Source organism: Mesorhizobium sp. M0019 (assembly GCF_040323975.1).
Taxonomy (GTDB): Bacteria; Pseudomonadota; Alphaproteobacteria; order Rhizobiales; family Rhizobiaceae; genus Mesorhizobium.
The window spans coordinates 17400-44182 of record NZ_JAMYVK010000042.1 but is presented as its reverse complement, the minus strand read 5'-3'; the positions used below and the strand labels follow the sequence as shown (position 1 = coordinate 44182).

Here is a 26783-nt window from a genome sequence, read left to right as displayed (position 1 = left end):
CGCCGGCATCGAGGCGGCGGTCGTCATCGGCACCGTCACGAACATGATTTCAGCGGCCCTATCTCCTCAAGGCCGGGAATGGTCACGAAGAAACCGTCCCCTCCTCTGTTGATGACCTTGACGACATCCGTGGTCGTGCCCTCCTCGCCCTCGGCGAAACAGGTGGAGCTCAACAACAGGGTGCCAGGCGCCGTCGTCAGTCGCTGTGCGAACTGGCAGCCGCTGCCATAGGTTTCGACGCCGTCGGCGGTCAGCACGACATAATCGTCGCTGTCCTGATAACCGAGCCGTACACCAGCGCAACCGACCTCATTGCCAAAGGAGCCGGCAAGGACGTCAGCCGCCGCCGACCCGGCGGCAAGGATCACCGCGGCCATTGAGATAATCGCTCCGTGGCTCGCCAAGCTCAAACGCCCGTCGCCGGGATGCCCGTCCGTTCCACCTTGCGCGGCGCGGAAATTTCCTTCCACGTCGACAGCGCCCGGTTGACCGCCGCGTTCGGCTCGCGAGCGACGAATTCGCCATGGCCGGGCTTCGCCTTGACCTCGTTTTCCTCGATCGACAGTTCGCCGCGCGAGAAGACGAAGCGCGGCAGGCCGGTTACCTCAAAACCTTCGAAGACGTTGTAGTCGATCACCGACTGCTGCTTCTTGGCCGTGATCTTCTTCTTGCGCTTCGGGTCCCATACGAGGATGTCGGCGTCCGCGCCTTCGACGATGGCGCCCTTCTTCGGGTACATGTTGAGGATCTTGGCGATGTTGGTCGAGGTCACCGCGACGAACTCGTTCATCGTCAGCCGGCCGGTCTTGACGCCGGTCGTCCACAGCACCGGCAAACGATCCTCGAGCCCGCCCGTGCCGTTCGGGATCTTGGTGAAATCGCCGACGCCGTTGCGCTTTTGTTTGGTGGTGAAGGCACAATGGTCGGTCGCCACCACTTGCAGCGATCCGGCCTGTAGGCCGGCCCACAGCGAATCCTGGTGCAGTTTGTTGCGGAAGGGCGGGCTCATCACCCGGCGCGCCGCATGGTCCCAGTCCTTGTTGAAATATTCGCTCTCGTCCAGCGTCAGGTGCTGGATCAGCGGCTCGCCGAATACCCGCATGCCTTTCTGGCGCGCCCGGCGGATGGCTTCGTGCGCCTGCTCGCAGGAGACATGCACGACATAGAGCGGCACACCGGCCATGTCGGCGATCACGATGGCGCGGTTGGTCGCCTCGCCTTCGACTTCAGGCGGGCGCGAATAGGCGTGTCCCTCCGGGCCGCTGTTGCCGGCCGCCAGCAGCTTCTGCGACAGCGCCGCCACCACGTCGCCATTCTCGGCATGAACCAGCGGCAGCGCGCCGAGATCGGCACAGCGCTGGAACGATGAATAGAGCTCGTCGTCATCGACCATCAGCGCGCCCTTGTAGGCCATGAAATGCTTGAACGAGGTAATGCCCCTGTCGACGACGGTGGCCATCTCGTCGAACACCTGCTTGCCCCACCAGGTGATCGCCATGTGGAAGGAATAGTCGCAGGACGCTTTCGAGGTCTTGTTGTCCCACATCTGCAGGGCCTCGAGCAGAGACTGCTGCGGCGCCGGCAGACAGAAATCGACGACCATCGTCGTGCCGCCGGCAAGGGCCGCGCGGGTACCGGATTCAAAGTCGTCGGCCGAATAGGTGCCCATGAACGGCATTTCGAGATGGGTGTGCGGGTCGATGCCGCCCGGCATCACATAGCAGCCGCTGGCGTCGAACTCATGGTCGCCATGCAAATCCGAGCCGATGCCGATGATCTTGCCGTGCTTGAACAGCACGTCGGCCTTCCACGTGCGGTCGGCGGTGACGATGGTGCCATTCTTGATGACTTTGGACATTTTCTTGTTCCCTTATTCTCTTCGCGCTTCTTGTGAGCGGCGTTGCGAGGCTATCCCATCATTCGACAATCACCGCCGTGTCGACGACCGCATGGAACAGCACGTCGGCGCCGGCCGCTGCCCATTCCTTGGTGATTTCCTCGGCCTCGTTGTGGCTGAGACCGTCGACGCAGGGGCACATCACCATTGCGGTGGGTGCGACGCGGTTGATCCAGCAGGCGTCATGGCCGGCGCCGGAGACGATGTTGCGATGCGTATATCCCAGGCGCTCCGCCGCATCCCGCACAGCCTTGACGCAGCCCGCGTCGAAGGTGACCGGGTCGAAATGGCCGACCTGCTCGATTTGATATTTGATGTCGAGCGCGTCGCAGATCGTGTCGATGCCTTCGCGGATGCGCCCGTCCATGGCGTCCAGCACCTCCTTTTCCGGCGAGCGGATGTCGATGGTGAAGACGGTGCGCCCGGCAATGATGTTGCGCGAGTTCGGATAGACCTCCATGTGGCCGACCGCGCCGACGGCGTCGGGCTGATAGTCCATGGCGATCTCGTGCACCAACTCGATCACCCGCGCCATGCCGAGCCCGGCATTGCGCCGCTTGGGCATCGGCGTCGAGCCGGTATGCGCCTCCTTGCCGGTCAGCGTCACCTGCAGCCATTTCAACCCTTGCCCATGGGTGACGACACCGATGTCGATGCCCTCGTCCTCGAGGATCGGGCCCTGCTCGATATGCAATTCGAAGAAGGCGTGGATCTTGCGCACGCCGACTTTCTCGGTGCCCTTCCAGCCGATCCGTTCGAGCTCCTCGCCGAATTTCTTGCCGTCCTTGTCGGCATGCGAATAGACGTCGGCCTGATCGAGCACGCCGGCGAACACCCCGGACGCCATCATCGCCGGCGCAAACCGCGCGCCTTCCTCGTTGGTCCAGTTGGTGACGACGATCGGATGCTTTGTCTTGATGCCGAGATCGTTGAGCGAGCGCACGACCTCCAGGCCGCCGAGCACGCCGAGCACGCCGTCATATTTGCCGCCGGTCGGCTGGGTGTCGAGGTGGCTGCCGACATAGACCGGCGGCAGGCTGGGGTCGCTGCCTTCGCGGCGGGCAAACATCGTACCCATCTCGTCGATGCCCATTTCGAGCCCCGCCTCATCGCACCAAAGCTTGAACAGATGCCGCCCTTCGCCGTCCTCGTCGGTAACGGTCTGGCGATTGTTGCCGCCGGCAATGCCGGGGCCGATCTTCGCCATCTCCATTATCGAATCCCACAAACGGTCTGAATTGATTCGCAGATTCTCGCCGGGGGCGGCCATATTCTAAAACCTCATTGGTTGTGGCACGCCAGCGTCCCCCTCCCCCTCGAGGGGAGGGTGGCCGCGAAGCGGTCGGGTGGGGTCGGCTGACATGCGCGCGACCTTATCCTTGACCACTTGTGCGACATGCCAAGCGCTGTTTATGACATCGGGCTCATCGACGCGAAAGATATCGAATCCGAGCGACCGCAGATAGGCATCACGGACGGCGTCGTGCCGTTTGCCCTTCTCCTGTTCGTGCAGATCACCATCGACTTCAACGACCAGCTTTACCGCAAGGCAGGCAAAGTCGACGATATAAGGCCCGATCGGACACTGGCGCCGGAATTTCATCGCAGCCGATTTCAATTCGCGCAGTTCATACCAAAGCAGCGATTCGCCTTTGGTCGCATGTACTCGAAGCGCGCGCGCCTTTTGGCGCATTTCGAAGCTCACGCGGGTCCGGGGCATCACAGGCACCTATGCGGCCGAAGGTCAGGCTGGCGCGCTGCCGCGCCGACCCCACCCGGCCGCTTCGCGGCCACCCTCCCCTCGAGGGGGAGGGAAAGCTGCACCTGGTTCAATCCACGGCCCTCAGCACTTCGCGCACATGGTCGATCAATTCGTTGATCTGACCCTTGGTGATGATCAGCGGCGGCGATAGCGCGATGATGTCGCCGGTGGTGCGGATCAATGCACCACGCTCGAACGCCTTGACGAAAGCCGAGAAGGCCCGCTTCGTCGGCTGGCCGGCGATCGGCGCCAGCTCGATCGCGCCGATCAGGCCGATGTTTCTGATATCGATGACGTTCGGCTCGCCTTTCAGCGAGTGCAGCGCGTCCTCCCAGTACGGCGCCAGTTCCTCGCCGCGCGTCAGCAGCCCCTCTTCCTTGTAGGTGTCGAGCGTGCCCAACGCTGCCGCGCAGGCGATCGGATTGCCCGAATAGGTGTAGCCGTGGAAGAACTCGATCATGTGCTCGGGCCCGGTCATGAACGCGTCGTGAATTTCCTTCTTCACGAACACCGCGCCCATCGGGATGACGCCGTTGGAGACGCCCTTCGCCGTGGTCATGATATCCGGCGTGACACCGAAATAGTCGGCCGCAAACGGCGTGCCGAGACGGCCGAAACCGGTGATGACTTCGTCGAAGATCAGCAAGATGCCGTGCTTGGTGCAGATCTCGCGCAGCTTCTCGAGATAGCCCTTCGGCGGCAGGATGACGCCGGTGGAACCGGCCACCGGCTCGACGATAACGGCGGCAATGGTCGAGGCGTCGTGCAGCGCGACGATGCGCTCCAGCTCGTTCGCCAGTTCCGCGCCATGCTCCGGCACGCCCTTGGTGAAAGAGTTTTTTTCCGGCAGATGCGTATGCGGCATGTGATCGACGCCGCCGAGCAGCGTGCCGAACATCTTGCGGTTGGTGACGATGCCGCCAACCGAAATGCCGCCGAAATTGACGCCGTGATAGCCGCGTTCGCGGCCGATCAGACGGGTGCGCGAGCCCTCGCCTTTGGCGCGGTGATAGGCGATCGCCATCTTCAGCGCCGTTTCGACCGATTCCGATCCGGAATTGGTGAAGAAAACATGGTCCATGCCCTTCGGCGCGATGTCGACCAAGCGGTTCGCCAGTTCGAACACGATCGGATGGCCCATCTGGAACGCCGGTGCGTAGTCGAGCTCTGCCGCCTGGCTCTGGATCGCCTCGGTGATCTTCGGGCGGCAGTGGCCGGCATTGACGCACCACAGGCCGGCGGTGCCGTCGAGCACCTTGCGCCCGTCGCTGGTCGTGTAGTGCATATCCTTGGCCGACACCATCATGCGCGGCGCCTGCTTGAACTGCCGGTTTGCCGTGAACGGCATCCAGAATGCGCTGAGATCGTTCGGCGTGACTTTCAGCCGGTTGGACATGACCAAGACTTCCCCTTGTAACCTGTTTCGGTGCGGCTAACGCTTGGTCTTACCAACGCTTGGTCTTCGCGACGTTTTCGTGCTACGCAAATTTTTGACCGGTTGGACAAACGTTAGCACCGCCTTATCAGCGGTCAAGGGATTACTAGCGGAAATGCGGCTTTCGAAGTGCGCTCCACAGGGCGAGGAAAAACTGGTCCAGAGAATTGGTCCAGACACTCCTCACGGCGAAGGTTTTGCGGGGTGACGGGGGCGGTCGAAAGCTCCGCTCCTCGCCGCACCCGCATTCAGCTGGAAAAGCGCGAGCTCATCCTGGAGGCGGCGCTAGAAGTCTTCTCCACCAACGGTTTTCGCGGCTCGACCATCGACCAGATCGCCGAAGCCGCCGGCATGTCGAAGCCGAACCTGCTCTATTATTTCCGCCGCAAGGAGGACATCCACAAGACGCTGATGCAGCGGCTTCTCGACACCTGGCTGGCGCCGCTGCGCGAGCTCGACGACATTGGCGATCCGCTGACCGAATTGCGCAGCTACATCAGGCGCAAGCTGGAAATGGCGCGCGATTTCCCGCGCGAGAGCCGCCTGTTCGCCAATGAGATCCTGCAGGGCGCGCCGCGCATCATGCCGATGCTGGAAGGCGAGTTGAAGACGCTGGTCGACGAGAAAGCCAACGTCATCAAGGGCTGGATGCGCGCCGGCAAGATCGCCCGCACCGACCCCTGGCACCTGATCTTTTCGATCTGGGCGACAACGCAGCATTATGCCGATTTCGACGTGCAGGTCCGCGCCGTGCTCGGCCCCGACCGCGGCGGCGACGGCCGCTTCGAGGACGCCGCAAGATTTCTTGAGCAGCTGTTCATCGACGGGCTGAAGCCGAAGAGCTGACGACCATGATCCCGAAAAGTGGAAGCCGGTTTTCGGACAAGATCATGGTCAAAACAAAGATAGGGTTCACGCGCTGCGCCGCTCGGCCGGAAGCGTCTCCAGCAGCTGTTCGAGCTTGGCGATCGAGTTCTGCTCGGCGAGCGGCGTGTAGACGATCAGCTTCATGTCGGAGCCGTCGTCGATCGACAGGCTCATATGCTCGAACGCCATGGCACCCGCTATCGGATGCCTGACATGCTTTACACCCGACAGGTTACGGGCCACGTCGCGTAGCGGCCACCAGGCGCGAAACTCCGGGCTCGAGCGCGTCATCAGCGCGATCAGCCGCTCGAAATCCGGATCGCCGACATATCTGGCGCTTTCTGCCCGGAATGACGCCAGCACGGCACGCGCCAGTTCCTCCCAATCGACGAGCAGGCGCCTATGATGTGGATTGGTGAAAACCATATGGACGATGTTGCGGGCATCGCCCTCCAGCAGGCCATAGTCGCCGAACACGGCTGCCGCGGCAGAGTTCCAGGCCAGCACATCCCAGCGACGCCCAACGACATAGGCCGGCTGCAGGACCAGGCTTTGCAGCATGTGCAGCAAGGGACCGTCGACCCCTTCCGGGGCGTCGACGCGACGCTCCGGCTGCGGCCGGCCGGCAAGGATGAACAGATGCCGTTGCTCGGCCGCATCCAGACGCAACGCCTGACTGAGCGCCGTCAGCACCTCCACCGATGGCCTGACGTCGCGCCCCTGCTCCAGCCAGGTGTACCAGGTCGTGCCAACGCCGGCGATCATCGCCACCTCCTCGCGCCGCAGCCCGGGTGTGCGCCGGCGCAGGCCGGTCGAGATGCCCGTGGCCGATGGCGTCAGCCTTTCGCGCCGCGAACGCAGAAAGGCGCCAAGCTCGCGGCGACGGCTGCCTTCGGCAGAATGCGTGGTGGAATCCATCGGCGCTATTATAGCAGTACCGATACCAGGATAAAGTTTGAACTGTTTGGCATGCGTCTGGTGCCCCATCTTTCTGCTCAGAGCGATGACATGGAGGCTCCGAACATGGAACTGAAAGACAAGACAATCCTCATCACCGGCTCGACCGACGGCGTCGGCCGCGTAGTCGCGCAAAGGCTCGGCGCCGGCGGCGCCCGCATCCTGGTGCATGGCCGCGACGCGACAAGGGGCAAGGCGACCGTGGCCGAAATCGAAGCCGCCGGCGGCAAGGCCGAGCTGCTTGTCGCCGATCTCTCCTCCCTGGCCGAAGTCCGCCGTCTCGCCGAGGCCGTGCGCGCCAGGACCAAGCGGCTCGATATCCTCATCAACAATGCCGGCGTCGGCACCGCCGGCCCCAACGCGAAACGACAGGTCAGCGCCGACGGCTACGAGTTGCGCTTTGCCGTCAACTATCTCGCCGGCTTCCTGCTCACTACGGAGCTGCTGCCGCTGCTCAAGTCCAGCGCGCCGGCGCGCATCGTCAACGTCGCCTCGGCCGGCCAGCAGGCGATCGACTTCGACGACGTCATGCTGACCCGCTCCTATGACGGCGTCCGTGCCTACTGCCAGAGCAAGCTGGCGCAGATCATGTTCACCATCGATCTGGCGGAGCAGCTGAACAGCACCGGCGTCACGGTCAACAGCCTGCATCCGGCAAGCTACATGAACACCACGATGGTGCGGCAGGCGGGCGTCACACCCTGGAGTTCGGTCGAAACCGGCGCCGAAGCCATCATCAATCTCGCCACATCGCCCACGCTGGAAGGGCGAAGCGGCCTCTATTTCGACGGCCAAAGGGAATCCCGCGCCGATGCGCAAGCCTATGACGCGAAGGCGAGGCAGCAGTTGCGTGAATTGAGCCTCGGTCTTGTCGGGCTCGCACCCGCTTCCGCCACATCGAAGAAAGAAAATTCATGATCGAGAAAACGCAGCACGCCGTGATCGTCGGCGGCTCCTCCGGCATTGGCCTCGCCACCGCGAAAAAGCTGCTTGGCCCGGGGATGAAGGTGACGATCACCGGGCGCAGCAGGGAAAGGCTCGACAATGCATGGCAAAGCCTTGGCGGCGCTGTCGAAAAAGCTGCCTTCGATGCCGCGAAGCCGGACGAGGTTCGCCGGTTCTTCAACGATCTCGGGCCTTTCGATCACCTGGTGCTGGCCGCCAGCGGCGGCAAGGGGCTCGGCCCGTTCGAAACACTTGACCTGACCGACATCGGCGGTGGCGTCGACGAGAAGGTCCGGCCACAGCTCTCCTGCCTGCAGGCCGCCTTGCCGACGCTGAACAAGAGCGGCTCGGTGACTTTCATCTCGGCGGTGTCGGCGCAATTGTCGGCGCCGGGTGTCGCCGGCATCGCCGCCGTCAACGGCATGCTGCTGACCGTGGTGCCTATCCTGGCGATGGAGCTGAAGCCGTTACGCGTCAATGTCGTGGCGCCGGGCGTCATCGACACGCCGTGGTGGGATTTCCTGCCCGATGAACAGCGCCATGCGGTGTTTGCCGAGTACGCCGGCAAGACGCCGGTCGGCCGTATCGGCCGCGCCGAGGACGTCGCCGAGGCGATCGCGTTCCTGGTTTCGAACAGCTTCGTCACCGGCCAGGTCCTGACCTGTGATGGCGGCTTGCGGTATGCGGCGTGAGCGGCTGCCTCCAAGAGGCATCAGTCGTTGTCAAAGCGACTGCGCGATCAGCGCCAGAAATCCTCCGGCCAGCGCGACGTTGCCGACAAAGCCGTTGATGCGGGACGCGCGCTCCGGGCCCTGATGATCCCAGAAGTTATGGAACATCGGCGTGGCGACGATCAGGAACAGGATCAGGCATGCCGCCGCCGGAGCGGTCCAGATGCCCGCGATCACCAGTGCTCCGGCGATGATCTGCAGGACGATCCCCAGCCACAGCACCGGCCGCGCCTGCGGCACGCCGCGCGTCGTCATCAATTGGCTCACCAACGCCGCATTCTGGATGTTGCGCAGGCCGGCAAAGACAAAGGCGCCGCCAAGCAGCAGGCGGGCGGCGAAAAGGATCTCACTATCAAAGTTTAAAAACATGCTGTCGGGGGTCCTTGGGCAGAAAAGAGGCGCGCGGCGCAAGGCCGCGCACCTGGTCCTCAGGCGGCCAAGACCGCTGGCATCGGATGGATTGCATGGAACGGAATGCAAAGCCGGTTCCAGGTGTTGATCATGCCGAGCGCCACCGAGAGCTTGACCAGCTCCTCTTCCGAGAAATGCTCGAGCGTCCTTGCATAGAGTTCGTCCGACACACCGTTGTCGGCAATCCTGGTCAGCGCGTCGGTCCAGGCCAAGGCCGCGCGTTCGCGCTCTGAAAACAGCGGCGATTCCTTCCAGGCGGAGACGAGATAGAGCCGCTGCTCGCTTTCGCCGTCGCGGCGCGCTTCGCGGCTATGCATCTCGACGCAATACGAGCAGCCGTTGATCTGCGACGCCCTGAACTTGATCAGATGCAACAGGCTTTTTTCGAGCCCGCATTCGTCGACTGCCTTGTTGAGCGCCGACACCGCCTTCATGATCTCCGGCGCCGCGCCGAAAAATTGCAGCCTCTGTTTCATCGTCTTTAGCCTTTCATGCTTGCTTGGTTGAACTTGATTTCTGCGGCCGCCGATGGCGCTCGACGAAGGCGCAGTTCGCGGCGACCGAACGGGGATCGGCATCGGCCGTGTATTCTGCAACGATGTCGGACAACCGGGCGTCGGCGAGCGCGGCGCGATAGGCACGCTCGGCCTTCAGCATGGCTACGTTGATGCCGCAGGGTTTGACATAGACCGAGGCATCGAGCTTCGCTGGGCCGCGCTGGCGGATTTCGGCGCAGCGGAACGCCGGTTCACGCCCCTCGACGGCCAGCACGATATCGAGCAGCGTTATGCGTTCCGCCGGCCGCGCCAGCCGGTAGCCGCCGGACGGCCCCGGCACTGATTCCAGAATGCCGGACGCAGTCAGCGCGTTGAGATGCTTAAGCAGATAGCTCGGCGACAGCCCGAACGCTTCGGCCATGGCAGCACCTGGCAAGGTCGCGGCGCCATCAACGCCGGCGAGCATCGCGGCGCAGTGGATGGCCGCTTCGACGCCTTCGCCCAGCTTCATTGCGATGATCTCCAATTCATGGAGATACAGTATCCTGGATAATTTATGTCCGCAATAGCCATTTGAAAAAAGCGGCGCCCGCAGGTGCCGCTTTTCCACAACGGGCTGTGCGCTACTCCGCCGCCACCTTGGCCATCGGATTGTTCGGATGCGTCGTCCAGTTGGCATAGATCGGCGACACCGGCCTGCCGGTGCGCTGGTCCATCACGCCGACCGCCAGCGCCTCCATGGTGATGCAGTTCTCGACCGGACAGACATTGACGCAGAGATTGCAGCCGACGCATTCGGCCTCGATCACCTCGAAATGCCTGACGCCATCGACGATTGCGGTGATCGCCTGGTGCGAAGTGTCCTCGCAGGCGATGTGGCAGCGGCCGCATTTGATGCAGGCATCCTGGTCGATATGCGCCTTGGCGACGTAGTTGAGGTTGAGATACTGCCAGTCGGTGACGTTGGGCGTGGCACGGCCGACGATGTCGTCGAGCGTGGCATGGCCCTTCTCGTCCATCCAGTTTTCCAGGCCGGCGATCATCTCCTGCACGATCTTGAAGCCGTAGGTCATCGCCGCCGTGCACACCTGCACATTGCCGGCGCCGAGCGCCATGAATTCGGCGGCATCGCGCCAGGTGGTGATGCCGCCGATACCGGAGATCGGCAGGCCATGCGTTTCCGGATCGCGCGCGATCTCGGCCACCATGTTCATGGCGATCGGCTTCACCGCCGGACCGCAATAGCCGCCATGCGAACCCTTGCCGTCGATCGTCGGCTCCGGTGCGAAATTGTCGAGGTTGACGCCGGTGATCGAATTGATGGTGTTGATCAGGGACACCGCGTCGGTGCCGCCGGCAAGGGCAGCGCGTGCCGGCTTGCGTATGTCGGTGATGTTGGGCGTCAGCTTGGTGATGACCGGCATGCGGGTATTGGCCTTGCACCAGCGCACCACCATTTCGATGTATTCCGGCACCTGGCCGACTGCCGCACCCATGCCGCGTTCCGACATGCCGTGCGGGCAGCCGAAATTGAGCTCGATGCCGTCGGCGCCGGTCTCCTCGACCACCGGCAGGATCGCCTTCCAGGCATGCTCCTCGCACGGCACCATCAGCGAGACGACGATCGCCCGGTCGGGCCAGTCCATCTTGACCTGCTTGATCTCGCGCAGATTGACCTGCAGGTCACGGTCGGTGATCAGCTCGATATTGTTCAGGCCAAGCAGGCGACGATCGGCGCCCCAGATGGCGCCGTAGCGCGGCCCGTTGACGTTGACCACCGGCGGCCCTTCTTCGCCGAGCGTCTTCCAGACAACGCCGCCCCAGCCAGCCTTGAAGGCGCGGATGACGTTATAGGCCTTGTCGGTCGGCGGCGCCGAGGCTAGCCAGAACGGGTTCGGCGATTTGATGCCGACGAAATTGTTGCGGATGTCTGCCATGCTCATGCCCTCCCGTTCGAGGTCAGTGCCCGATGAATGCTTTCCGCCGCGTCGCGGCCTTGTGCGACGGCCGAGACTGTCAGGTCGTCGCCGCCAAAGATGCAGTCGCCGCCGGCCCAGACGTTTGGCAGCGAGGTGCGGCCTTCGGCGTCGACCTTGATGCGGCCGGCTTCCAGGTCAAGCAAAGCCCCGCTGCCGTTGAGCGCAGCCGGGACAAAACTCTGGCCGATCGCCTTGAACACCTGGTCGGCGACGAGCGTCAGCCGCTCGCCGGTGCGGACGAGCCGGTCGCCGTCCATCGCGGTGTATTCGAGCTCGATCGCCGACACCTTGCCGCCGTCGGCAATGACCCGCTTCGGCTGCAACCAGTGCCGGATGATGACGCCGTTGGCGGCAGCCAGGTCCTGCTCGAATTCGGAGGCGTTCATGTGCTCCGGGCCGCGCCGATAGCAGATCGTCACCTCTTCGGCTCCGAGCAGCTTCGACTGCACCGCCGCGTCGATCGCCGTCATGCCGCCGCCGATGACGACGACGCGCCGGCCGACCGGCAGGCTGGCCAGATCGCTGGCCTGGCGAAGCTCGGCAATGAACTCGACGGCATTGGTGACGCCTTGCGCCTCCTCGCCATCCGCTCGCAAGGCATTGACGCCGGCAAGCCCCATGCCGAGGAACACCGCATCGTAATTCCTGGTCAGGTCCGACAGCTGGTAATCACGGCCGAGCGCCTTGCCGTTCTGGATGTCGATCCCGCCGATCGACGTGACATAGTCGACTTCGGCCTGGGCAAAATTGTCGACGCTCTTATAGGCGGCGATACCGTACTCATTGAGCCCGCCGGGCTTTGGCCGAGCTTCCAGGATGGTCACGTCGTGGCCATGACGGGCGAGCCGATGCGCGGCGGCAAGCCCGGCCGGTCCGGCGCCGACCACGGCGACCGTCTTGCCGGTCGGTTCGGGGCGCTCGTAGAACTGCTTGTTTTCGGCCATGGCGACATCGGTGGCATAGCGCTGAAGGCGACCGATCTGCACCGGCTTGCCTTCGGCCACCTCGCGCACGCAGACTTCTTCGCACAGCGTCTCGGTCGGGCAGACGCGGGCGCACATGCCGCCCAAAATGTTTTGGTCAAAAATAGTCTTGGCCGAGCCGATGGGATTGCCCGTCGAAATCTGGCGAATGAACAGCGGGATGTCGATCGAGGTCGGGCATGCATTCATGCACGGCGCATCATAGCAGAAATAGCAGCGGTCGGACTCGACCAGCGCCTCGTGATGATCGAGCGGCGGGTGCAGGTCGGCGAAGTTATCGGCATACTGGTCCGGCGAGAGCCGCCCGCCGGCAATGCCTTGCTTGAACTGGCCTTCTGGCATCGTCAGTTCCCCATGTTCTTGTTTTGGGGAAGGCTAGCACGTTTTATTTTTTTATCAATTGGTCAATTTTCGGCGCAAGCAACTGAAAAACTTCAACAAACATGACGATAATAGTCATGTTTTACAAACGGCCATGCGCGTCACGAAGCAGTTACGGAACCGCGTTCAGGGGTGTTGCCGTGGATGGAGAGGATCTCCTCCGCGACCAACTCCTGCAGCCGCCACAAATTGCGGTCGCGAATGCCGAACTCTTCCAGGTGACTGACGGTGTTGAAGAGATATTCGGCACCGGATCCGACATGCCCGCAGGCTCTCGCCAGCACCCGCGCCACCTTTTCCAGCGGCTGTTTGAGCGAGGTGCCCCTGCCGGTTACGCCGACCCAGAAGCCCAACGCCCTGACTGTGCCTTGGGCCGTATGCACGGGAAGCCACCTGACCGAACCGATGCTCTCGCGGTCGTCGATCTCGCGCCGCAACAGCCTTTCGACCTGCAGCGGTTTTTCGCCTTCCGGCAGGCGGTAGATGACGCCATTGCAGCGTCCGCCCCGCTCGAGCGCCATCATCAGCCCGGGCTGCGCGACGCTGCCGCGCCAGCGGACCATGTCGAGGCAGAAGGACTGATGCCAGCCAAACGCGGTGGCACGCTGTTGCTCGGCGGACTCGAACGCCGGCTTCCAGATCAGCGAGCCGTAGGCGAACACCCATAATGGGGCCTCGTCCGCTTCGCTTGAAAGACGCAAGGCAAGGGCCCTGAAGTCTTCGTCCGTCAGCTGCGTCCAGCTGCCATCGGGGCCGGGATCGGCCTCCTCCCTGGCACAGCGCGACAAGTTCGGAAGTGAGCGACATCCGGCGCATGGATCAACAACCCCTCGTTGACTGCGAGCAAAGTCGAAAACCGCAGGGCGCGCAACCCGGTAACATTTCCAATTTGCCGTCATCTTTTTTGGTTGGCTGTCGGATTTTCGTCGTGAAGATCGTCCTAGAATGGATCGCGCATGATCGATGTACAAACCGCAAGGAGCACGACAATGCCACAGTCCCCCATGCCCTTCTTCTGGTACGAGCTGATGACCACCGATCTCGACGCCGCCGAGGCGTTTTACACCTCCGTGGTGGGCTGGAGGGGGCAGCCTTTCGAAGGGGCCCAGGGCATGCCGCGCTATATCGTCATGAATGTCGGCGAGCGCGGCGTCGGCGGGTTGATGACGCTGCCCGATGACGCGCGCAAGATGGGCATGCCGCCGGCCTGGGTCGGTTATATCCTCACCAGGGACGTCGATGCCGCAACGGCCTCCCTCAAGAAGGCTGGTGGCGCGGTTCACCGCGAGCCCGACGACATTCCTGGCGTCGGCCGCTTCGCCGTCGTTGCAGACCCGCAAGGCGCGATGTTCAACTTCCTGCAGCCCAGCGGCCCCGACCAGCCGCCGCTACCGTTGGCGACCCCCGGCAACATCGGCTGGCATGAGCTCTACACGTCAGACTGGAAGGCGGCGTTCGATTTCTATTCCAGCCAGTTCGGCTGGGAGAAGGGCGACGCCATGGATATGGGTCCGATGGGCGTCTACCAGCTTTTCGCCTTCGGCGGCGAGCCCGTTGGCGGCATGATGAACAAGCCCGAGCAGATCCCGGCGCCGGTCTGGCAGTTCTATTTCAACGTGCCCGGCATCGACGCGGCAGCCAAGCGCGTCACCGACAATGGCGGCAAGATCCTGATGGGTCCGATGGAGGTCCCCGGCGGCAGCTGGATCGTACAGTGCACAGACCCGCAAGGCGCGCATTTTGCTCTGACAGCGCCCGGGCATTAACGGCCGCGCTGATCGCGGGGCCGCCATCATGCGGCCCCAAGGCTGCAGCACGCCTCACGACTCACTCACCGACAGTTGAATGCAGGCCGGACTATGTGAATGGTCCGGCCTTTGGCGATGACCTATGGCCGGGCTAGGTGAAAATGGAGTCGTAGATGAAGCTTTTCGAAGGCCTCGCCGGATATCAACCGTTCGCCCTTGCCGCCTTGCGCATCATGACGGCGCTGCAGTTCATTGAGCACGGCACCCAGAAACTGTTCAATTTCCCCGTCGGCGACCATGCCGGCACCATGAGCGGGCTATCGCTGACCGCGGCCATCCTGGAATTCGGAGGCGGCATCCTGCTGGTATTGGGGCTTTTCACCAGACCGGTGGCATTCCTTCTCAGCGGCGAGATGGCGATCGCCTATTTCATGGCGCACATGCCGCGCGACTTCTTCCCGGTCAACAATGGCGGCGATGCGGCAATATCGTTCTGTTTCATCTTCCTGTATCTGGCGTTCGCCGGCGCCGGCGCCCTGGCGCTGGACAACCGCCGCGGTGCCTGAAACGTCACCCACGCATCCGCTCGAAATTCGCGTCGAACAGCGGGATCGGCTGCATGCGCGCAGCGTGGCGTTTGCCCAGAAGCTCAATCTCGAAGCCGTCGGCTTCGTCGGCAATCTCTTTCGGCACATAGCCGATGGCGACGGACTTTTTCGAATGATGCGCGTAGCCGCCCGACGTGACCCAACCGCGCACGGCACCGCCGTACCAGATTGGCTCGTCGCCGATGACGTCGGCATCGGCAGCATCGACGACAAAGGCCCGCAGCCGCAGTCTGCCGCCTTGCTTGCGCTCGGCCAGCGCCATCTGCTTGCCGATGAAATCGGCCTCTTTGCCGTAGGCGACGAAGCGGTCGAGGCCGGCCTCCAGCGGCCCATAGATCGGCCGGTATTCGCGCGCCCATGAGCCGTAATTCTTCTCGAGCCGCAGCGCATTGAGCGCGCGCGAGCCGAACAGGCCGATGCCGAATTCCTCGCCCGCCGCCATCAGCGCCTGATAGGCGGCACGCTGATATTCCGGCGCCACCCAGATCTCGTAGCCGAGGTCGCCGGTGTAGCTGACGCGCCCGACCAGGCACGGCGCCATGCCGATATCCATCCTGCTGATGGCCATGAACGGAAAGGCCGTATTCGACACGTCAGATCGTGTGACCTTTTCAAGAAGGTTCCGCGCGCTCGGCCCGGCGATCGATAAGCCGGTGAGTTTTGCTCCCAGCGCCTCGATGCTAACAGAGTCGTCCTTCGGCAGGTGCGCTTCGAACCAGCGCATGTGGTACTGCTCGGCGACACCGCTGCCGGCCAGGAACCAATCCTTACTTGCAGAATTTGGACCGCCGAGATTGGCCAGCGTGAAATCGCCGATTAGCCTGCCGTCTTCCTTCAGCATCGGCGCCAGCGTCATGCGGCCGGGCCTTGGCAGCTTGCAGGCCAGCAAGCGGTCGAGCCAGGTTGCTGCACCCGCGCCGGTCACTCTGTATTTGGCAAATGACGAGATTTCCGACAGACCAACGCGTTGCCGAACCGTCTCCACTTCTTTCGCGACATGCTCGAAGTCGCTCGAGCGGCGCCAGGAGAATTCGTCCTTGACCCCTTCGGGCGCATACCACAGCGGCACTTCCAGCCCATAGGCGACGCCCCATTGCGCGCCCTCGGCCGACAACAGATCATAGACCGGCGTCGTCTTGAGCGGTCGCCCAGCCGGCAGTTCCTCGTTCGGGAAGCGGATCGAAAACCGCCGCGAATAGTTCTCGCGCACCTTGGCGTTGGTATAGGCCATCGTGGCCCAGTCGCCGTAGCGCGAAACGTCCATCGCCCAGATGTCGGCGCCGGGATCGCCCTCGATCATCCAGTTCGACAGCGCCAGGCCGACGCCGCCGCCCTGCGAGAACCCCGCCATGACACCACAGGCCACCCAGAACCCCGGCAGGCCGCGCACGGGCCCGACCAGCGGATTACCGTCCGGCGCGAAGGTGAAGGGTCCGTTGATGATCTGCTTGATGCCGGTGTTCTGGAACGCCGGGAAATGCCGGAAGCCAACCTCCAGCGACGGTGCGATGCGGTCGATGTCGGGTTCGAGCAGCTCGTGGCCGAAATTCCATGGCGTCTGGAACTCGGACCATGGCTTGTTGGCCTTTTCGTAAGTGCCCATGAGCATGCCGCCGCGTTCCTGGCGCAGATAGAGCTCGCCGTCGAAGTCGACCGCATGGATGATCTCCGTGCCGGTCTTCTGGTTCCAGGCGGCGACCTCCGGCATGTCCTCGGTGATCAGGTACATGTGCTCCATCGCCAGCACCGGCAGCTCCAGCCCGACCATGCGGCCGACCTCGCGCGCCCACAGGCCGCCGGCATTGACGACATGTTCGGCCACAACCTCGCCCTTGTTGGTGATGACGCGCCACAGCCCGTCGGCGCGCCGCACAATGTCCTCGACCTTGGTGAAACGCTCGACCTCGGCACCAAGCTTCCTCGCCGCCTTGGCGTAGGCGTGGGTAACGCCGGACGGGTCGAGATGACCGTCCTCCTTGTTGCGGACGGCACCGACGAACTGCTTGGGATCGAGCAACGGCATCAGCTCGGCCGCCTCGTCAGGCGATATCTCCTCGAGCTCGATGCCGAGATAGCGGCCCTTGGCGACGACGCCGCGCAGCCAGTCGAGCCGCGCCTCCGTCGCTGCCAGCAAGACGCCGCCAGTCAAATGCACGCCGGTCGCCTGGCCGGACAGTTCCTCGATCTCCTTGTAGAGCGAGATTGTGTATTTCTGCAGCTTGGCGACATTGGGATCGCCATTGATGGTGTGCATGCCGCCGGCGGCGTGCCAGGTCGAGCCGGAGGTCAATTCATTGCGCTCCAGGAGCACGATGTCGGTCCAGCCGTGACGGGCCAGATGGAACAGCACGGAGCACCCGACAACGCCACCGCCGATAACCACGACCTTTGCATGCGATTTCATGGGATTCTCTCTGACGTCAACGAGTTGGATGGGAACGATGAATTCGGGGAGGAGCCCCACGAGCGCAAGCCTTCGATCATCACGGCTCGCTTTGCCCGATCGCTTCCTTGCGCTTGGCCACGTACGTCTCAAGCGCCTCGCGCCTGGAGACTTCCATCACCGGCTCGACATAGTCCTCCAGCGCCTTCTTCCAAAGCCTCGTCGCCCGCGCCGTGGCATCGAGCCCGCCAGCCTCCTGCCAGGCCTCGAAATTTTGCCAGTTGGACAGCATCGGCTGGTAGAAGGCTGTGGCGTAGCGCTCCAGCGTGTGCGGCTCGCCGAAGAAGTGGCCGCCGGTCGGAACCGCACCCAGAGCCTCGACAGCAAGCTCGGCCTCGTTGACCTCGATCGGGCGCAAAAACTCCATCATGTGCTGGATCATCTCGACGTCGATGATGAACTTTTCGAACGACGCAGTCAGCCCGCCCTCTTGCCAGCCGGCGGCATGGTAGACGAGGTTGCCATGGCCGAGCACCGCGCCCCACAGCGCCATCAGCGTCTCATAGGCGCCTTGCGCGTCGGCGGCATTGGAAGCCGAGCCCGGCGTTGTGCGATAAGGCAGGTTGTAACGCCGCGCCAACTGTCCGGACGCGATATTCGCCTTGGTGTTTTCAGGCGTGCCGAACGCCGGCGCTCCCGATTTCATATCGACATTGGAGGTGAAGGCGCCATACATCACCGGCGCGCCGGGGCGGACGAGCTGCGTCAGCACCACGCCGAACAGCGCCTCGGCATTCTGCTGGGCGAGCGCGCCGGCAAGCGTCACCGGGCTCATCGCCCCCATCAGCGTGAATGGCGTTACCGCCACCGACTGGCCGAACTCGGCCATCGTCATCAGCCCCTCGGCCATCATCTCGTCGAAGCGGCGCGGCGAATTGACCGAAATGATCGTGGTGACGCCGGGATCGTCGCGCATCTCGTCAAGCGTCAGTCCGCGCGCGATTGCCATCATTTCGATGCCGTCGAGCGCCCTGCCGCGGCCGATGGCCGAGACGTGAAAGCTTTTGTCGGTCAGTGTCAGATTGGCGAAATAGGTGTCGAGATGACGGGAATTCGCCGGCAATTCTACCGGCGCGCAGACCTGGTTGCCTAGCATGTGGATGCAGTTGAAATGCTGCGCCAGCCGGACGAGATCGGAATAATCGCGCAAATTGCCGGCACGGCGGCCGCGCTCCATGTCGTGCACATTCGGCGGCCCGGCGACGAGCGTGAAGTTGATGGTATTGCCGCCGAGGTGGACGGCATGGGCGGGATTGCGCGGCGTCAGCGTATAGCTGGACGGCGTCGTCTTCAGCGCTTCCTCGATCATGCCGCGATCGATGCGGACGTTCATCGTTGCATGATCGACCTTGGCCCCGGCCTTCTCGAACAGCAACAGCGCCCGCGGGCTCATCACCTCGATGCCGAAATTCTCCAAGATATGCATCGACGCCTGGTGGATCGCCTCGATCTGGTCGGCCGAGAGCATCGCCATTGGCGGATAGGGATTGGTGACGCGGCGCAACGGCAGTTGCGGGATGGCGGTCGGTCCCCTGTTGCTGGTTCGCTCGGCGCCGCGCTTGCGTCTTGGTTCGCTCATGCCGCGCATCAAAGCGCCGGCACGAGGATCGAGCTGTCAAGAATCCGCCACCTGCGGGCGTGATTTTAGCCAAGGCGGCATTCCGGGAATTTCACATCGGCAAAAGCGACAACAAACGTCGGAATGGTTATACTTGTTCCGCGTCAGGCAAAGCGGCCGATGAGCCGTTAAGGAACGCAGCAAGATTCCTTTTATGTTTTCGGCCTAATGCTCTTGCAATGCGTAGGTTGAGTTTTAGTAAAATTGTAGCGATTGCCGTGCCGCTGGCGCTTTCGGCCTGCGCGACGCCGCCGAACCACATCAACGATGTCTGCGCCGTTTTCGACCAGAATGACGGCTGGTTCGACAATTGGCAGGCGGCGGCACAACGCACCGAGCAGAAATACGGCGTGCCGGTCCCAGTACTGATGGCGACGGTGCGCAAGGAATCCGGCTTCAAGAGCAACGCCAGGCCGCCGCGCACCAAGCTGCTGGGCTTCATTCCCTGGAAACATATCTCCAGCGCCACCGGCTTCTCGCAGGCGCTCGACGGCACCTGGGCGCAATACCAGAACGAGACCGGCAGCTGGGCGGCGCGCCGCACCAGGTTTGCCGATGCCGTCGATTTCGTCGGCTGGTATCATTCCAAGACCGCCGAGACCCTCGGCGTCGCCCGCAACGACACCTACAATCTGTATCTCGCCTACTATCTCGGCTGGAATGCCTATAAGCGCGGCAATCGCGGCGACGCCGACGTGCAGCGCTATGCGCATGCCACCGAACAGATGGCGCAGGACTACGCCGCGCAGCTACGGCAATGCGCGCCCTAGCCTATTAACGGCTCTCAGCCGCCCTTGGGTTTGCGCGGCTTGCGCGTGGCGTCCTCGGCCTGTCGGCCGTCGCCGACAGTCGGCGGCATGATTGGTGCCACCTGGCTGTCGGCAGAGCTTGAGGTGCCGGTCTCTGAAACCTCGTCGCGAACCTCGTGACGGCGGGCTTTGGCGACCGCTTCGGCATTCTCCACCGCCTGACCCTCGGCATCGGCTTCAACGCTGCCAGTCTTTCCATGCGGGCGCTTGGGCGGATCTCCGGCAAAGCCCGGGCCAACACCGTGGTTTGCATCATCCGGCACGCCCTCATTCGCGGCGTGCTCCTTGTCGAATTTGATCACCGGCTCCATTTTCGCCAGCACGTCGTCGGACAGCCAGCACAAGCTCATATGGCCGTCGCCGAGATTTTTGACTGGCGGCACCGTGGTTTCGCAAAGGTTGTCCGGCACCAGTTTCTTGTAGCCGCAGCGCGTCTGGAACGGACAGCCGGACGGCGGGTTCATCGCCGAAGGGATGTCGCCCTCCAGCACGATGTGCTTCTTGACCACGCTTGTGTCGGCGATCGGGATCGCCGACAGCAATGCCTCGGTATAGGGGTGATAGGGCGGCGCGAATATCTGGTCGGTCGTGCCTTGCTCAACGATATAGCCGAGATACATGACGACGACGCGGTCGGCGATGTAGCGCACCACCGACAGATCGTGGCTGATGAACAGCATCGTCGTCTTGTTCTTGCGCTGGATGTCCATCAAGAGCTCGGTCACCGCGGCCTGGACCGACACATCCAGTGCCGAGACCGGCTCGTCGGCCACCACCACCTTGGCGTCGCCGGCAAAGGCACGCGCAACGCCGATGCGCTGTTTCTGGCCGCCTGAAAGCTGGCGCGGCTTGCGCGTCTCGAATGCCCTCGGCAGCTTCACCAGGTCGAGCAATTCCAGCATCCGCTTGCGGCGGTCGGCCACCGTGTCGCCGACGTTGAACTTTTCCAGCGTACGGATGATCTGCGAACCGACCGAATGGCTGGGATTGAGCGTGTCGAACGGATTTTGGAACACCATCTGGATCGACGACACCGTGTCGACGCTGCGCTTCTCGATCCCGGTCGACTGGATCTCCTTATTGCCGAGCTTCACGCGGCCGGAGCTTGCCGTTTCGAGGCCGAGCAGCACCTTGGCCAGGGTCGATTTTCCGCAGCCGGATTCGCCGACGATCGCGACGGTCTCGGATTCGCGCGCCATGAACGAGATCGTCTCATTGGCCTTGACGACACGGCCCTCGCTCGAGCCGAACACTTCGCTGCCGCCGACCTTGTAGTACTTCCGGAGGTCTTCGATCTGGAGCACCGGCGCACCGGGCACCACCCGCTCGTTGACCTTCTTGGCGCCGGGTGGCAGCGCCTCCCAGTCGATCTCGTTGAAGCGCACACAGCGCGAGAAATGCCCGTCATGGCCTTCGACCGCGATCATCGGAATTTCGGCGGCGTTGCAGACGCCCTCGACGAAATGGTGGCAGCGCGGGCCGAAATTGCAGCCCTTCGGCCGCTCGTGCGGTAGCGGCAACTGCCCCGGGATGGATATCAGCGGCCGCGAGTTCTTGTCGGCGCCCGGCAGCGGGATCGAGCGGAACAGGCCTTGCGTGTAGGGATGGCGCATCCGGTCGAAGACGTCCTTGATCTTGCCGGTCTCCACCGCTTCGCCCGAATACATCACCGTGATGCGGTCGCAGGTCTCCAGGATCAGGCCGAGATTGTGCGACACGAAGATCATCGAGGTGCCGAACTTCTCGCCCAGCCCCTTGACCAGGTCGACGATGCCGGCCTCCACCGTCACGTCGAGCGCTGTCGTCGGCTCGTCGAGCAGAAGCAGCGCCGGCTTCGACAGCAGCGCCATGGCAATGACGATGCGCTGCTGCTGACCGCCGGAAAGCTGGTGCGGGTAGGAACGCATCATGCGCTCGGGATCCGGCAGCTTCACCGCGCGCACCATTTCCAAGGCGCGTTTGTAAGCTTCGTCCTTCGACACCTTGTCGTGGATCAGTGGCACTTCCATCAGCTGCTGGCCGACCTTCATCGCCGGGTTAAGACTGGCCATCGGCTCCTGGTAGATCATCGCGATCTTGTTGCCGCGGATAGCTCGCAGTTCCTCGTCGGACAGTTCTCCCATGTCCTTGCCCTGGAATTTGATCTTTCCGCCGACGATCTTTCCGATGTTGGAGAGATCGCGCATGATGCCGAGCGACACGGTCGACTTGCCGCAGCCGGATTCGCCGACAATACCCATCGCCTCGCCGGGCATGACCGTGCAGGAAAAATCCATGACGGCCGGGATCTCGCCCTTGCGGGTGAAGAAGGAGATCGACAGGTTCTCGATCTCGATGATCGGCCCATTGGTCGGCCCATTGGTCGGCTTGGCGGGATTTCGAACTGCCTCATTCATGGGTCGCTCCAATCCTTGTTCTTCAGGCATGTCGGGCCGAACCCGGCATCGATCTTCCCGGCATCAATCTTTCATAGACTGTTCGCGCAACGAATCCGCCAGGAGGTTGAGGCCGAGCACGAACGACATCAATGCGATCGTCGGCGGCAGCGCCGGGTGGATGAAGGAGCGCAGCAGCCGGCTGGCATCCTTGATCGCCGTGCCCCAGTCAGGGCTTTCCGGCGCCAGTCCCAGCCCGAAATAGCCGAGCGTGCCGAGCAGGATCGTGGTGTAGCCGATGCGCAGGCAGGCGTCGACGATCAGCGGCCCGCGCGCATTGGGCAATATCTCCCACAGCATGATGTACCAGGGCGATTCACCGCGCGTTTGTGCCGCCGCAACATAGTCGCGCGTTTTGATATCCATGACCAGGCCGCGCACGATGCGGAACACGCCGGGGCTGGAGGCGAACACCACCGCCACGAAGATGTTGAGCTGGTTGGGATCGATGTGGATGATCTTGAACGGATCGGCATCGAAGACAAGGCCTGCATAGATCCAGCCGCCAAGTACCAACGTCAGGCCAAGCAGGATATAGAGGCGGTCGGGGCGGTTCTTGTAGCGCGTCCAGAACAGCACACTGAAGAAGATGATCGGAAACAGGAAGAACAGCCCTGCCATCGCGTAGGGGATCGGCGTGTCCATGATGCCCGGCGTCACCAGCAGGTAGAACAGGAGGATCACCGGGAAGGCCAGCACAAGGTTGGCGAGGAAGGACAGCACCGTATCGATCTTGCCGCCATAATAGCCGGCCGGCAGGCCGAGCGTAATGCCGACCATCAGCGCAAAACCGGTCGCCGCCGGCGCGATGATCAGCACGATCTGGCTGCCATAGACCATGCGGGAGAACACGTCGCGGGCGAGCTTGTCGCCGCCGAAATAGTATACAAGTTTCGACCCCGGCTCGATTGCGCCCGGCAGCGCGTCCTTCATGATCGGCACTTGGGCGAGCGGATCGAAGGGCGAGATGGTCGACGCGAAGATCGCCGTAAACAGCCAGAACAGGCAGATGCCGACGCCGACGATGCCGACGCCGCTGTCGAAAAGCTGGCCGTAAAGGCCTAGCTTCTTCTTGTAGCCGAAGCTCGCCCCCATCACCAGGGCGAGAGCGATCCAGACCGGCCAGAAGCGGGTAAGCACGCCGAGTACGACGTTGAAGGCGCTGAGATATTCGACCTGCATCCGCCGGTCTCCTATTGAACTCTGATGCGCGGATTGAGGAACGCGTAGCCGACATCGGAGATGAGCTGTGTGATCAGGACGATAAACACCGAGACCAGCGAGCAGCCGAGCAGAAGATCGATGTCGTTGTTGCCGGCGGCCTCGACCAGCGTGTAGCCGAACCCCTGGTAGCGGAACATCACCTCGACGATGACGACGCCGGTGAGCAGCCAGGGGAACTGCAGCATGATGACCGTGAATGGCGCGATCAGCGCGTTGCGCAGAGCGTGCTTTATCACCACGCTGCCGAAGGAGAGGCCCTTCAGCCGGGCGGTTCGGATATATTGCTGTGTCATCACCTCCACCATCGAGGCGCGGGTCATGCGAGCGATGTAGCCGATGCCGTATATCGCCAGCGTCATCACCGGTAAGGTGAAATTATAGAAGGTGATGCCCTGGCTGGCCGAGGCCGCCGAACCGTTCAGCACGCCGAGCCAGGAGGCAAAGATCACGGTGAAGATGACGCCCGAAACATATTCGGGCGTCGCCGTCGAGGCGATCGAAGCCACCGACAATGTGCGGTCGGTGCGTGAACCCTCGCGCATGCCGGCGAGAATACCGATCAAAAGCGAGATCGGCACCATTACGGCCAGCACGCAGAGCATCAGGAGGCCGGTGGCGCTGAGCGCCGGAAAGAGTTTCGAAGCGACCGTCGTCTTGAACTTGGTCGAGCAACCGAAATCGCCTTGCAGGATGCCGGAGAATGTCGGCACGACCGGATCGTTGCAGAAGGAGAAACGCTGTGCGGGCTTGCCGGTCGCCGGGTCGGTCACCGGCTGCTTGGGCATGATGCCCAGCCATTGGCCGTAGCGGATAAAGAAATTCTGCCGATAGCCATGGTTGACCAGCCAAGCCTCAAGCTGCTCGGCGGATGTGTGCATTTCGGTCTGGCTGATCGCGAGCTTCTTCAGATTAGGCCCGAGATTGACCAGGAAGAAGACGATCATCGTCAGGCACAGCATCGTCACTGCCATGGTGCCGAGACGCCTGATAACGAAAGAAAGCATGGCGGTCCCCTGCCGGTCGGGTTGGGGGGTGGAACCGGTTTGCAAGCCGTGCGCTGCCGCCAGCGGCAGAACAAGCCTTCAGACCAGTCCCAGATGCAATACCCTTTTTATTGCAGACCCAGGCCGAAGAGTCCGCAACTTTTTGCTGCGCCGACTTCCGGTCCAAGGACCATGCAAAGAGCGAGGGAAAGGGGCGAGACGCCCCTTTCCGGATCGTCCGGTCAGGCCTGGTCGAGCCAGACCTTGCCGTAGTCGCGCTCGAAGGTCGGGTGCATCTTGTAGTTCTGCACCGCCTTGACCGAATGGCTGTAGAGCTTGCGCCAATAAGGCTGGATGATAATGCCGGAATCCTGCAGGATCTGCTCGATATCCTTCATCATTTCCTTGCGCTTGGCGGCGTCGGCAACTGCCAGCGCAGCGTTGAGCTTGGCATCCCACTCCGGATTCGACCAGGCCGTCTCGTTCCAGGCCTCACCTGTGCGATAGCCGATCGCCAGAACCTGGACGCCGAGCGGCCGCATGTTCCAGTTGGTCATCGACAGCGGATACTTCGTCCAGTCGTTCCAGAAGGTCGAACCCGGCAGCACCGTACGCTTGACCTTGATGCCGGCGTCGCGCATCTGCGCGGCGATCGCATCGCCTGTGTTCTTGTGCCAGTCTTCGTCGACCGTGATCAGTTCGTGCTCGAAATCGGCCTGGCCGGCTTCGGCCATCAGCGCCTTTGCCTTGGCCGGGTCGCGAGCAATCTTCGGCAATTCATAGTATTCCGGATGGATCGGGGCGACATGGTGGTTTTCGGCAACCGTGCCGGCATTGCCGTAGCCGAGCTGGAGGACGACATTGTTGTCGACCGCGAGCTGCAGGGCGTTGCGAACCTTCTGGTCGCCGTAAGGCTTGTTGGTGACGTTGGTGCGGCAGACGATCGTCGACGCGGTGACGACCTCCGACTTCGCCAAGTCCATGCCGTCGAGAATGGACACATAGTCGGCCGAGGTTTCGAAGTTGGTGTGCACTTCGCCTGCCTCGAAGGCGCTGACCATGGCCGCCGGATCGGTGCCGTAGTCGATGAACTCGATGCCGTCGAGGAAGACCTCGCCGTCCCACCACTTGTTATCTTCGCGGCGCTTGTAGACCACTTTCTGGCCGACATCGTAGGAGACCAGCTCGAACGGCCCAGTGCCGATCGGGCAGGACTTGAAGTCGCCGCCTTTTTCGTCGAACGTCTTGTGGACGATGAGGCCGGGATAGTCGCACACGTTGGGAATGAGGGCGATATCCGGCTTGCTGAGCGTCAGCTTGATCGTGTGGTCATCGACCTTGGTCACCGCGCTCTCATCCAGCTTGTCGTCCTTGACCAGCGAACCGAGGCGACCCGGCATGGAATTGCCTTCGGCCTTCTTGTCGGCCCAACGCTTGAGGTTGAAGATGACGTCGTCTGCGGTGAACGGATCGCCGTTGTTCCAGGTGACGCCTTTGCGCACATGCAGCGTGTATTCGGTAGCGTCGTCATTCACGTCCCAGCTCTCCAGCAGATAGGGGCGGAACGTGTATTCGGTGGTGTATTTGACCAGCGGCTCGAGCGCCTGGCGCTCGGCATTGGCGATTTCCGACCAGTCGGACTTGCGCGGATCCTTCGGATCCTTGATCCATTGCGCGACCTTCAGTATGCCGCCTTTCTTGCCCTTCACCTCTTCCGCCTTGGCCGGCGTCGGGTCTGCGAGGCCAAGCATGCCATAAGCCATCGCCGTCGACGCGCCGAAAACGCTGGCGAGAGCCAGAAATTCGCGACGATCCATCTTGCCTGCCTTGGCATCTTCGGCCATGGCCAGGATGTGATCGGGAACGCGGTCGCCGTTACTCTTGTAGATCGTCATGACTAACTCCCATTGTTGGCTTTCTGCCTTTTAACATTCCGCATCCGCGCCATGATGTCAAAGACGGCACGGATTGGGAACATGCCAAGGAATGTGCAACTTTGAAAGCAGGGCGGTTCGCGCGATAACGACAGTCTTGGCGCAAATTTGCTACTGCGCCAGGGATTTCGTCTGA

The 26783-nt window shown here is 62.6% G+C and carries 23 protein-coding genes and 1 pseudogene; 6 read left to right on the top strand and 18 right to left on the bottom strand.

The window, feature by feature from the left end; translation table 11 throughout:
• Nucleotides 1-35: 35 nt before the first annotated feature.
• The 5 genes from NKK47_RS25695 to aptA all read right to left on the bottom strand — a co-directional run bounded on the left by NKK47_RS25695 (nucleotide 36) and on the right by aptA (nucleotide 5055).
• A complete protein-coding gene (locus NKK47_RS25695; RefSeq protein WP_352578723.1) occupies nucleotides 36-377 on the bottom strand; it encodes a hypothetical protein in 342 nt (113 codons plus the stop codon).
• A gap of 29 nt (nucleotides 378-406) precedes the next feature.
• Nucleotides 407-1858 (bottom strand): dihydropyrimidinase, encoded by a 1452-nt coding sequence (gene hydA / locus NKK47_RS25690; protein ID WP_352578722.1) that lies wholly within the window; start codon nucleotides 1856-1858, stop codon nucleotides 407-409.
• Nucleotides 1859-1916: 58 nt separating this feature from the next.
• A complete protein-coding gene (locus tag NKK47_RS25685) occupies nucleotides 1917-3167 on the bottom strand; it encodes a Zn-dependent hydrolase (RefSeq protein ID WP_352578721.1) in 1251 nt (416 codons plus the stop codon).
• Nucleotides 3168-3170: 3 nt separating this feature from the next.
• A complete protein-coding gene (locus NKK47_RS25680) occupies nucleotides 3171-3617 on the bottom strand; it encodes an endonuclease domain-containing protein (RefSeq protein WP_352578720.1) in 447 nt (148 codons plus the stop codon).
• Between the two features lie 109 nt (nucleotides 3618-3726).
• Complete coding sequence (aptA, locus tag NKK47_RS25675) at nucleotides 3727-5055, bottom strand: omega-aminotransferase AptA (protein ID WP_352578719.1); 1329 nt, start codon at nucleotides 5053-5055, stop codon at nucleotides 3727-3729.
• A 243-nt stretch (nucleotides 5056-5298) separates the two neighbouring features.
• Between aptA and NKK47_RS25670 the strand changes: the two genes are divergently transcribed.
• A complete protein-coding gene (locus tag NKK47_RS25670; RefSeq protein ID WP_352578717.1) occupies nucleotides 5299-5940 on the top strand; it encodes a TetR family transcriptional regulator C-terminal domain-containing protein in 642 nt (213 codons plus the stop codon).
• A gap of 66 nt (nucleotides 5941-6006) precedes the next feature.
• Here the strand turns inward: NKK47_RS25670 and NKK47_RS25665 are convergent, their stop codons facing one another.
• Nucleotides 6007-6879, bottom strand: a complete 873-nt coding sequence (locus NKK47_RS25665; protein WP_352578716.1) for a helix-turn-helix transcriptional regulator — start codon at nucleotides 6877-6879, stop codon at nucleotides 6007-6009.
• Nucleotides 6880-6984: 105 nt separating this feature from the next.
• Here NKK47_RS25665 and NKK47_RS25660 point away from each other — a divergent pair, with 105 nt between their 5' ends.
• Nucleotides 6985-7836: an SDR family NAD(P)-dependent oxidoreductase gene (locus tag NKK47_RS25660; RefSeq protein WP_352578715.1), complete on the top strand. Its 852-nt coding sequence runs from the start codon at nucleotides 6985-6987 to the stop codon at nucleotides 7834-7836.
• On the top strand, nucleotides 7833-8555 hold the full coding sequence (locus NKK47_RS25655; RefSeq protein ID WP_352471496.1) for an SDR family oxidoreductase: 723 nt from the start codon (nucleotides 7833-7835) through the stop codon (nucleotides 8553-8555). Before NKK47_RS25660 ends, NKK47_RS25655 begins: the two co-directional genes overlap by 4 nt.
• 30 nt (nucleotides 8556-8585) lie before the next feature.
• Here the strand turns inward: NKK47_RS25655 and NKK47_RS25650 are convergent, their stop codons facing one another.
• The 6 genes and pseudogenes from NKK47_RS25650 to NKK47_RS25625 all read right to left on the bottom strand — a co-directional run bounded on the left by NKK47_RS25650 (nucleotide 8586) and on the right by NKK47_RS25625 (nucleotide 13661).
• Entirely contained in the window at nucleotides 8586-8963 is a 378-nt protein-coding gene (locus NKK47_RS25650) for a DoxX family protein (RefSeq protein WP_352505667.1), read from the bottom strand.
• A 59-nt stretch (nucleotides 8964-9022) separates the two neighbouring features.
• Nucleotides 9023-9481 carry a carboxymuconolactone decarboxylase family protein gene (locus tag NKK47_RS25645; RefSeq protein WP_352578714.1) on the bottom strand — a complete coding sequence of 153 codons (459 nt, stop codon included), beginning with the start codon at nucleotides 9479-9481 and terminating at the stop codon, nucleotides 9023-9025.
• Between the two features lie 13 nt (nucleotides 9482-9494).
• On the bottom strand, nucleotides 9495-10013 hold the full coding sequence (locus NKK47_RS25640; RefSeq protein ID WP_352453193.1) for an RrF2 family transcriptional regulator: 519 nt from the start codon (nucleotides 10011-10013) through the stop codon (nucleotides 9495-9497).
• Nucleotides 10014-10125: 112 nt separating this feature from the next.
• Nucleotides 10126-11439, bottom strand: coding sequence for an NAD-dependent dihydropyrimidine dehydrogenase subunit PreA (gene preA, locus NKK47_RS25635; RefSeq protein WP_352578713.1), 1314 nt, complete (start codon nucleotides 11437-11439; stop codon nucleotides 10126-10128).
• Between the two features lie 2 nt (nucleotides 11440-11441).
• Nucleotides 11442-12806 (bottom strand): NAD(P)-dependent oxidoreductase, encoded by a 1365-nt coding sequence (locus NKK47_RS25630; RefSeq protein WP_352578712.1) that lies wholly within the window; start codon nucleotides 12804-12806, stop codon nucleotides 11442-11444.
• 140 nt (nucleotides 12807-12946) lie between these two features.
• Nucleotides 12947-13661, bottom strand: a pseudogene (locus tag NKK47_RS25625) (gamma-glutamylcyclotransferase).
• 173 nt (nucleotides 13662-13834) lie between these two features.
• Between NKK47_RS25625 and NKK47_RS25620 the strand changes: the two are divergent.
• Together NKK47_RS25620 and NKK47_RS25615 are read left to right on the top strand one after the other, a co-directional pair.
• Nucleotides 13835-14611 (top strand): VOC family protein, encoded by a 777-nt coding sequence (locus NKK47_RS25620; RefSeq protein ID WP_352456224.1) that lies wholly within the window; start codon nucleotides 13835-13837, stop codon nucleotides 14609-14611.
• A gap of 155 nt (nucleotides 14612-14766) precedes the next feature.
• A complete protein-coding gene (locus tag NKK47_RS25615; RefSeq protein ID WP_352456225.1) occupies nucleotides 14767-15159 on the top strand; it encodes a DoxX family protein in 393 nt (130 codons plus the stop codon).
• Nucleotides 15160-15163: 4 nt separating this feature from the next.
• Here the strand turns inward: NKK47_RS25615 and NKK47_RS25610 are convergent, their stop codons facing one another.
• Together NKK47_RS25610 and NKK47_RS25605 are read right to left on the bottom strand one after the other, a co-directional pair.
• Nucleotides 15164-17605: a GcvT family protein gene (locus tag NKK47_RS25610; protein WP_352578711.1), complete on the bottom strand. Its 2442-nt coding sequence runs from the start codon at nucleotides 17603-17605 to the stop codon at nucleotides 15164-15166.
• Between the two features lie 79 nt (nucleotides 17606-17684).
• The gene (locus NKK47_RS25605; protein ID WP_352578710.1) at nucleotides 17685-19223 is read right to left on the bottom strand and encodes a trimethylamine methyltransferase family protein; all 1539 of its coding nucleotides are present in this window, start codon (nucleotides 19221-19223) and stop codon (nucleotides 17685-17687) included.
• Between the two features lie 218 nt (nucleotides 19224-19441).
• Here NKK47_RS25605 and NKK47_RS25600 point away from each other — a divergent pair, with 218 nt between their 5' ends.
• Nucleotides 19442-20032: a transglycosylase SLT domain-containing protein gene (locus NKK47_RS25600; protein WP_023675850.1), complete on the top strand. Its 591-nt coding sequence runs from the start codon at nucleotides 19442-19444 to the stop codon at nucleotides 20030-20032.
• 14 nt (nucleotides 20033-20046) lie between these two features.
• On the opposite strand, the gene NKK47_RS25595 is transcribed toward NKK47_RS25600, so the two are convergent.
• From NKK47_RS25595 to NKK47_RS25580, 4 genes are all read right to left on the bottom strand, one after another.
• A complete protein-coding gene (locus tag NKK47_RS25595; protein ID WP_352578709.1) occupies nucleotides 20047-22467 on the bottom strand; it encodes a dipeptide ABC transporter ATP-binding protein in 2421 nt (806 codons plus the stop codon).
• A gap of 63 nt (nucleotides 22468-22530) precedes the next feature.
• The gene (locus tag NKK47_RS25590) at nucleotides 22531-23688 is read right to left on the bottom strand and encodes an ABC transporter permease (RefSeq protein ID WP_352456230.1); all 1158 of its coding nucleotides are present in this window, start codon (nucleotides 23686-23688) and stop codon (nucleotides 22531-22533) included.
• An 11-nt stretch (nucleotides 23689-23699) separates the two neighbouring features.
• Nucleotides 23700-24734, bottom strand: a complete 1035-nt coding sequence (locus tag NKK47_RS25585; protein ID WP_352578708.1) for an ABC transporter permease — start codon at nucleotides 24732-24734, stop codon at nucleotides 23700-23702.
• Between the two features lie 221 nt (nucleotides 24735-24955).
• Nucleotides 24956-26608 (bottom strand): ABC transporter substrate-binding protein, encoded by a 1653-nt coding sequence (locus tag NKK47_RS25580; protein ID WP_352453205.1) that lies wholly within the window; start codon nucleotides 26606-26608, stop codon nucleotides 24956-24958.
• Nucleotides 26609-26783: the final 175 nt, after the last annotated feature.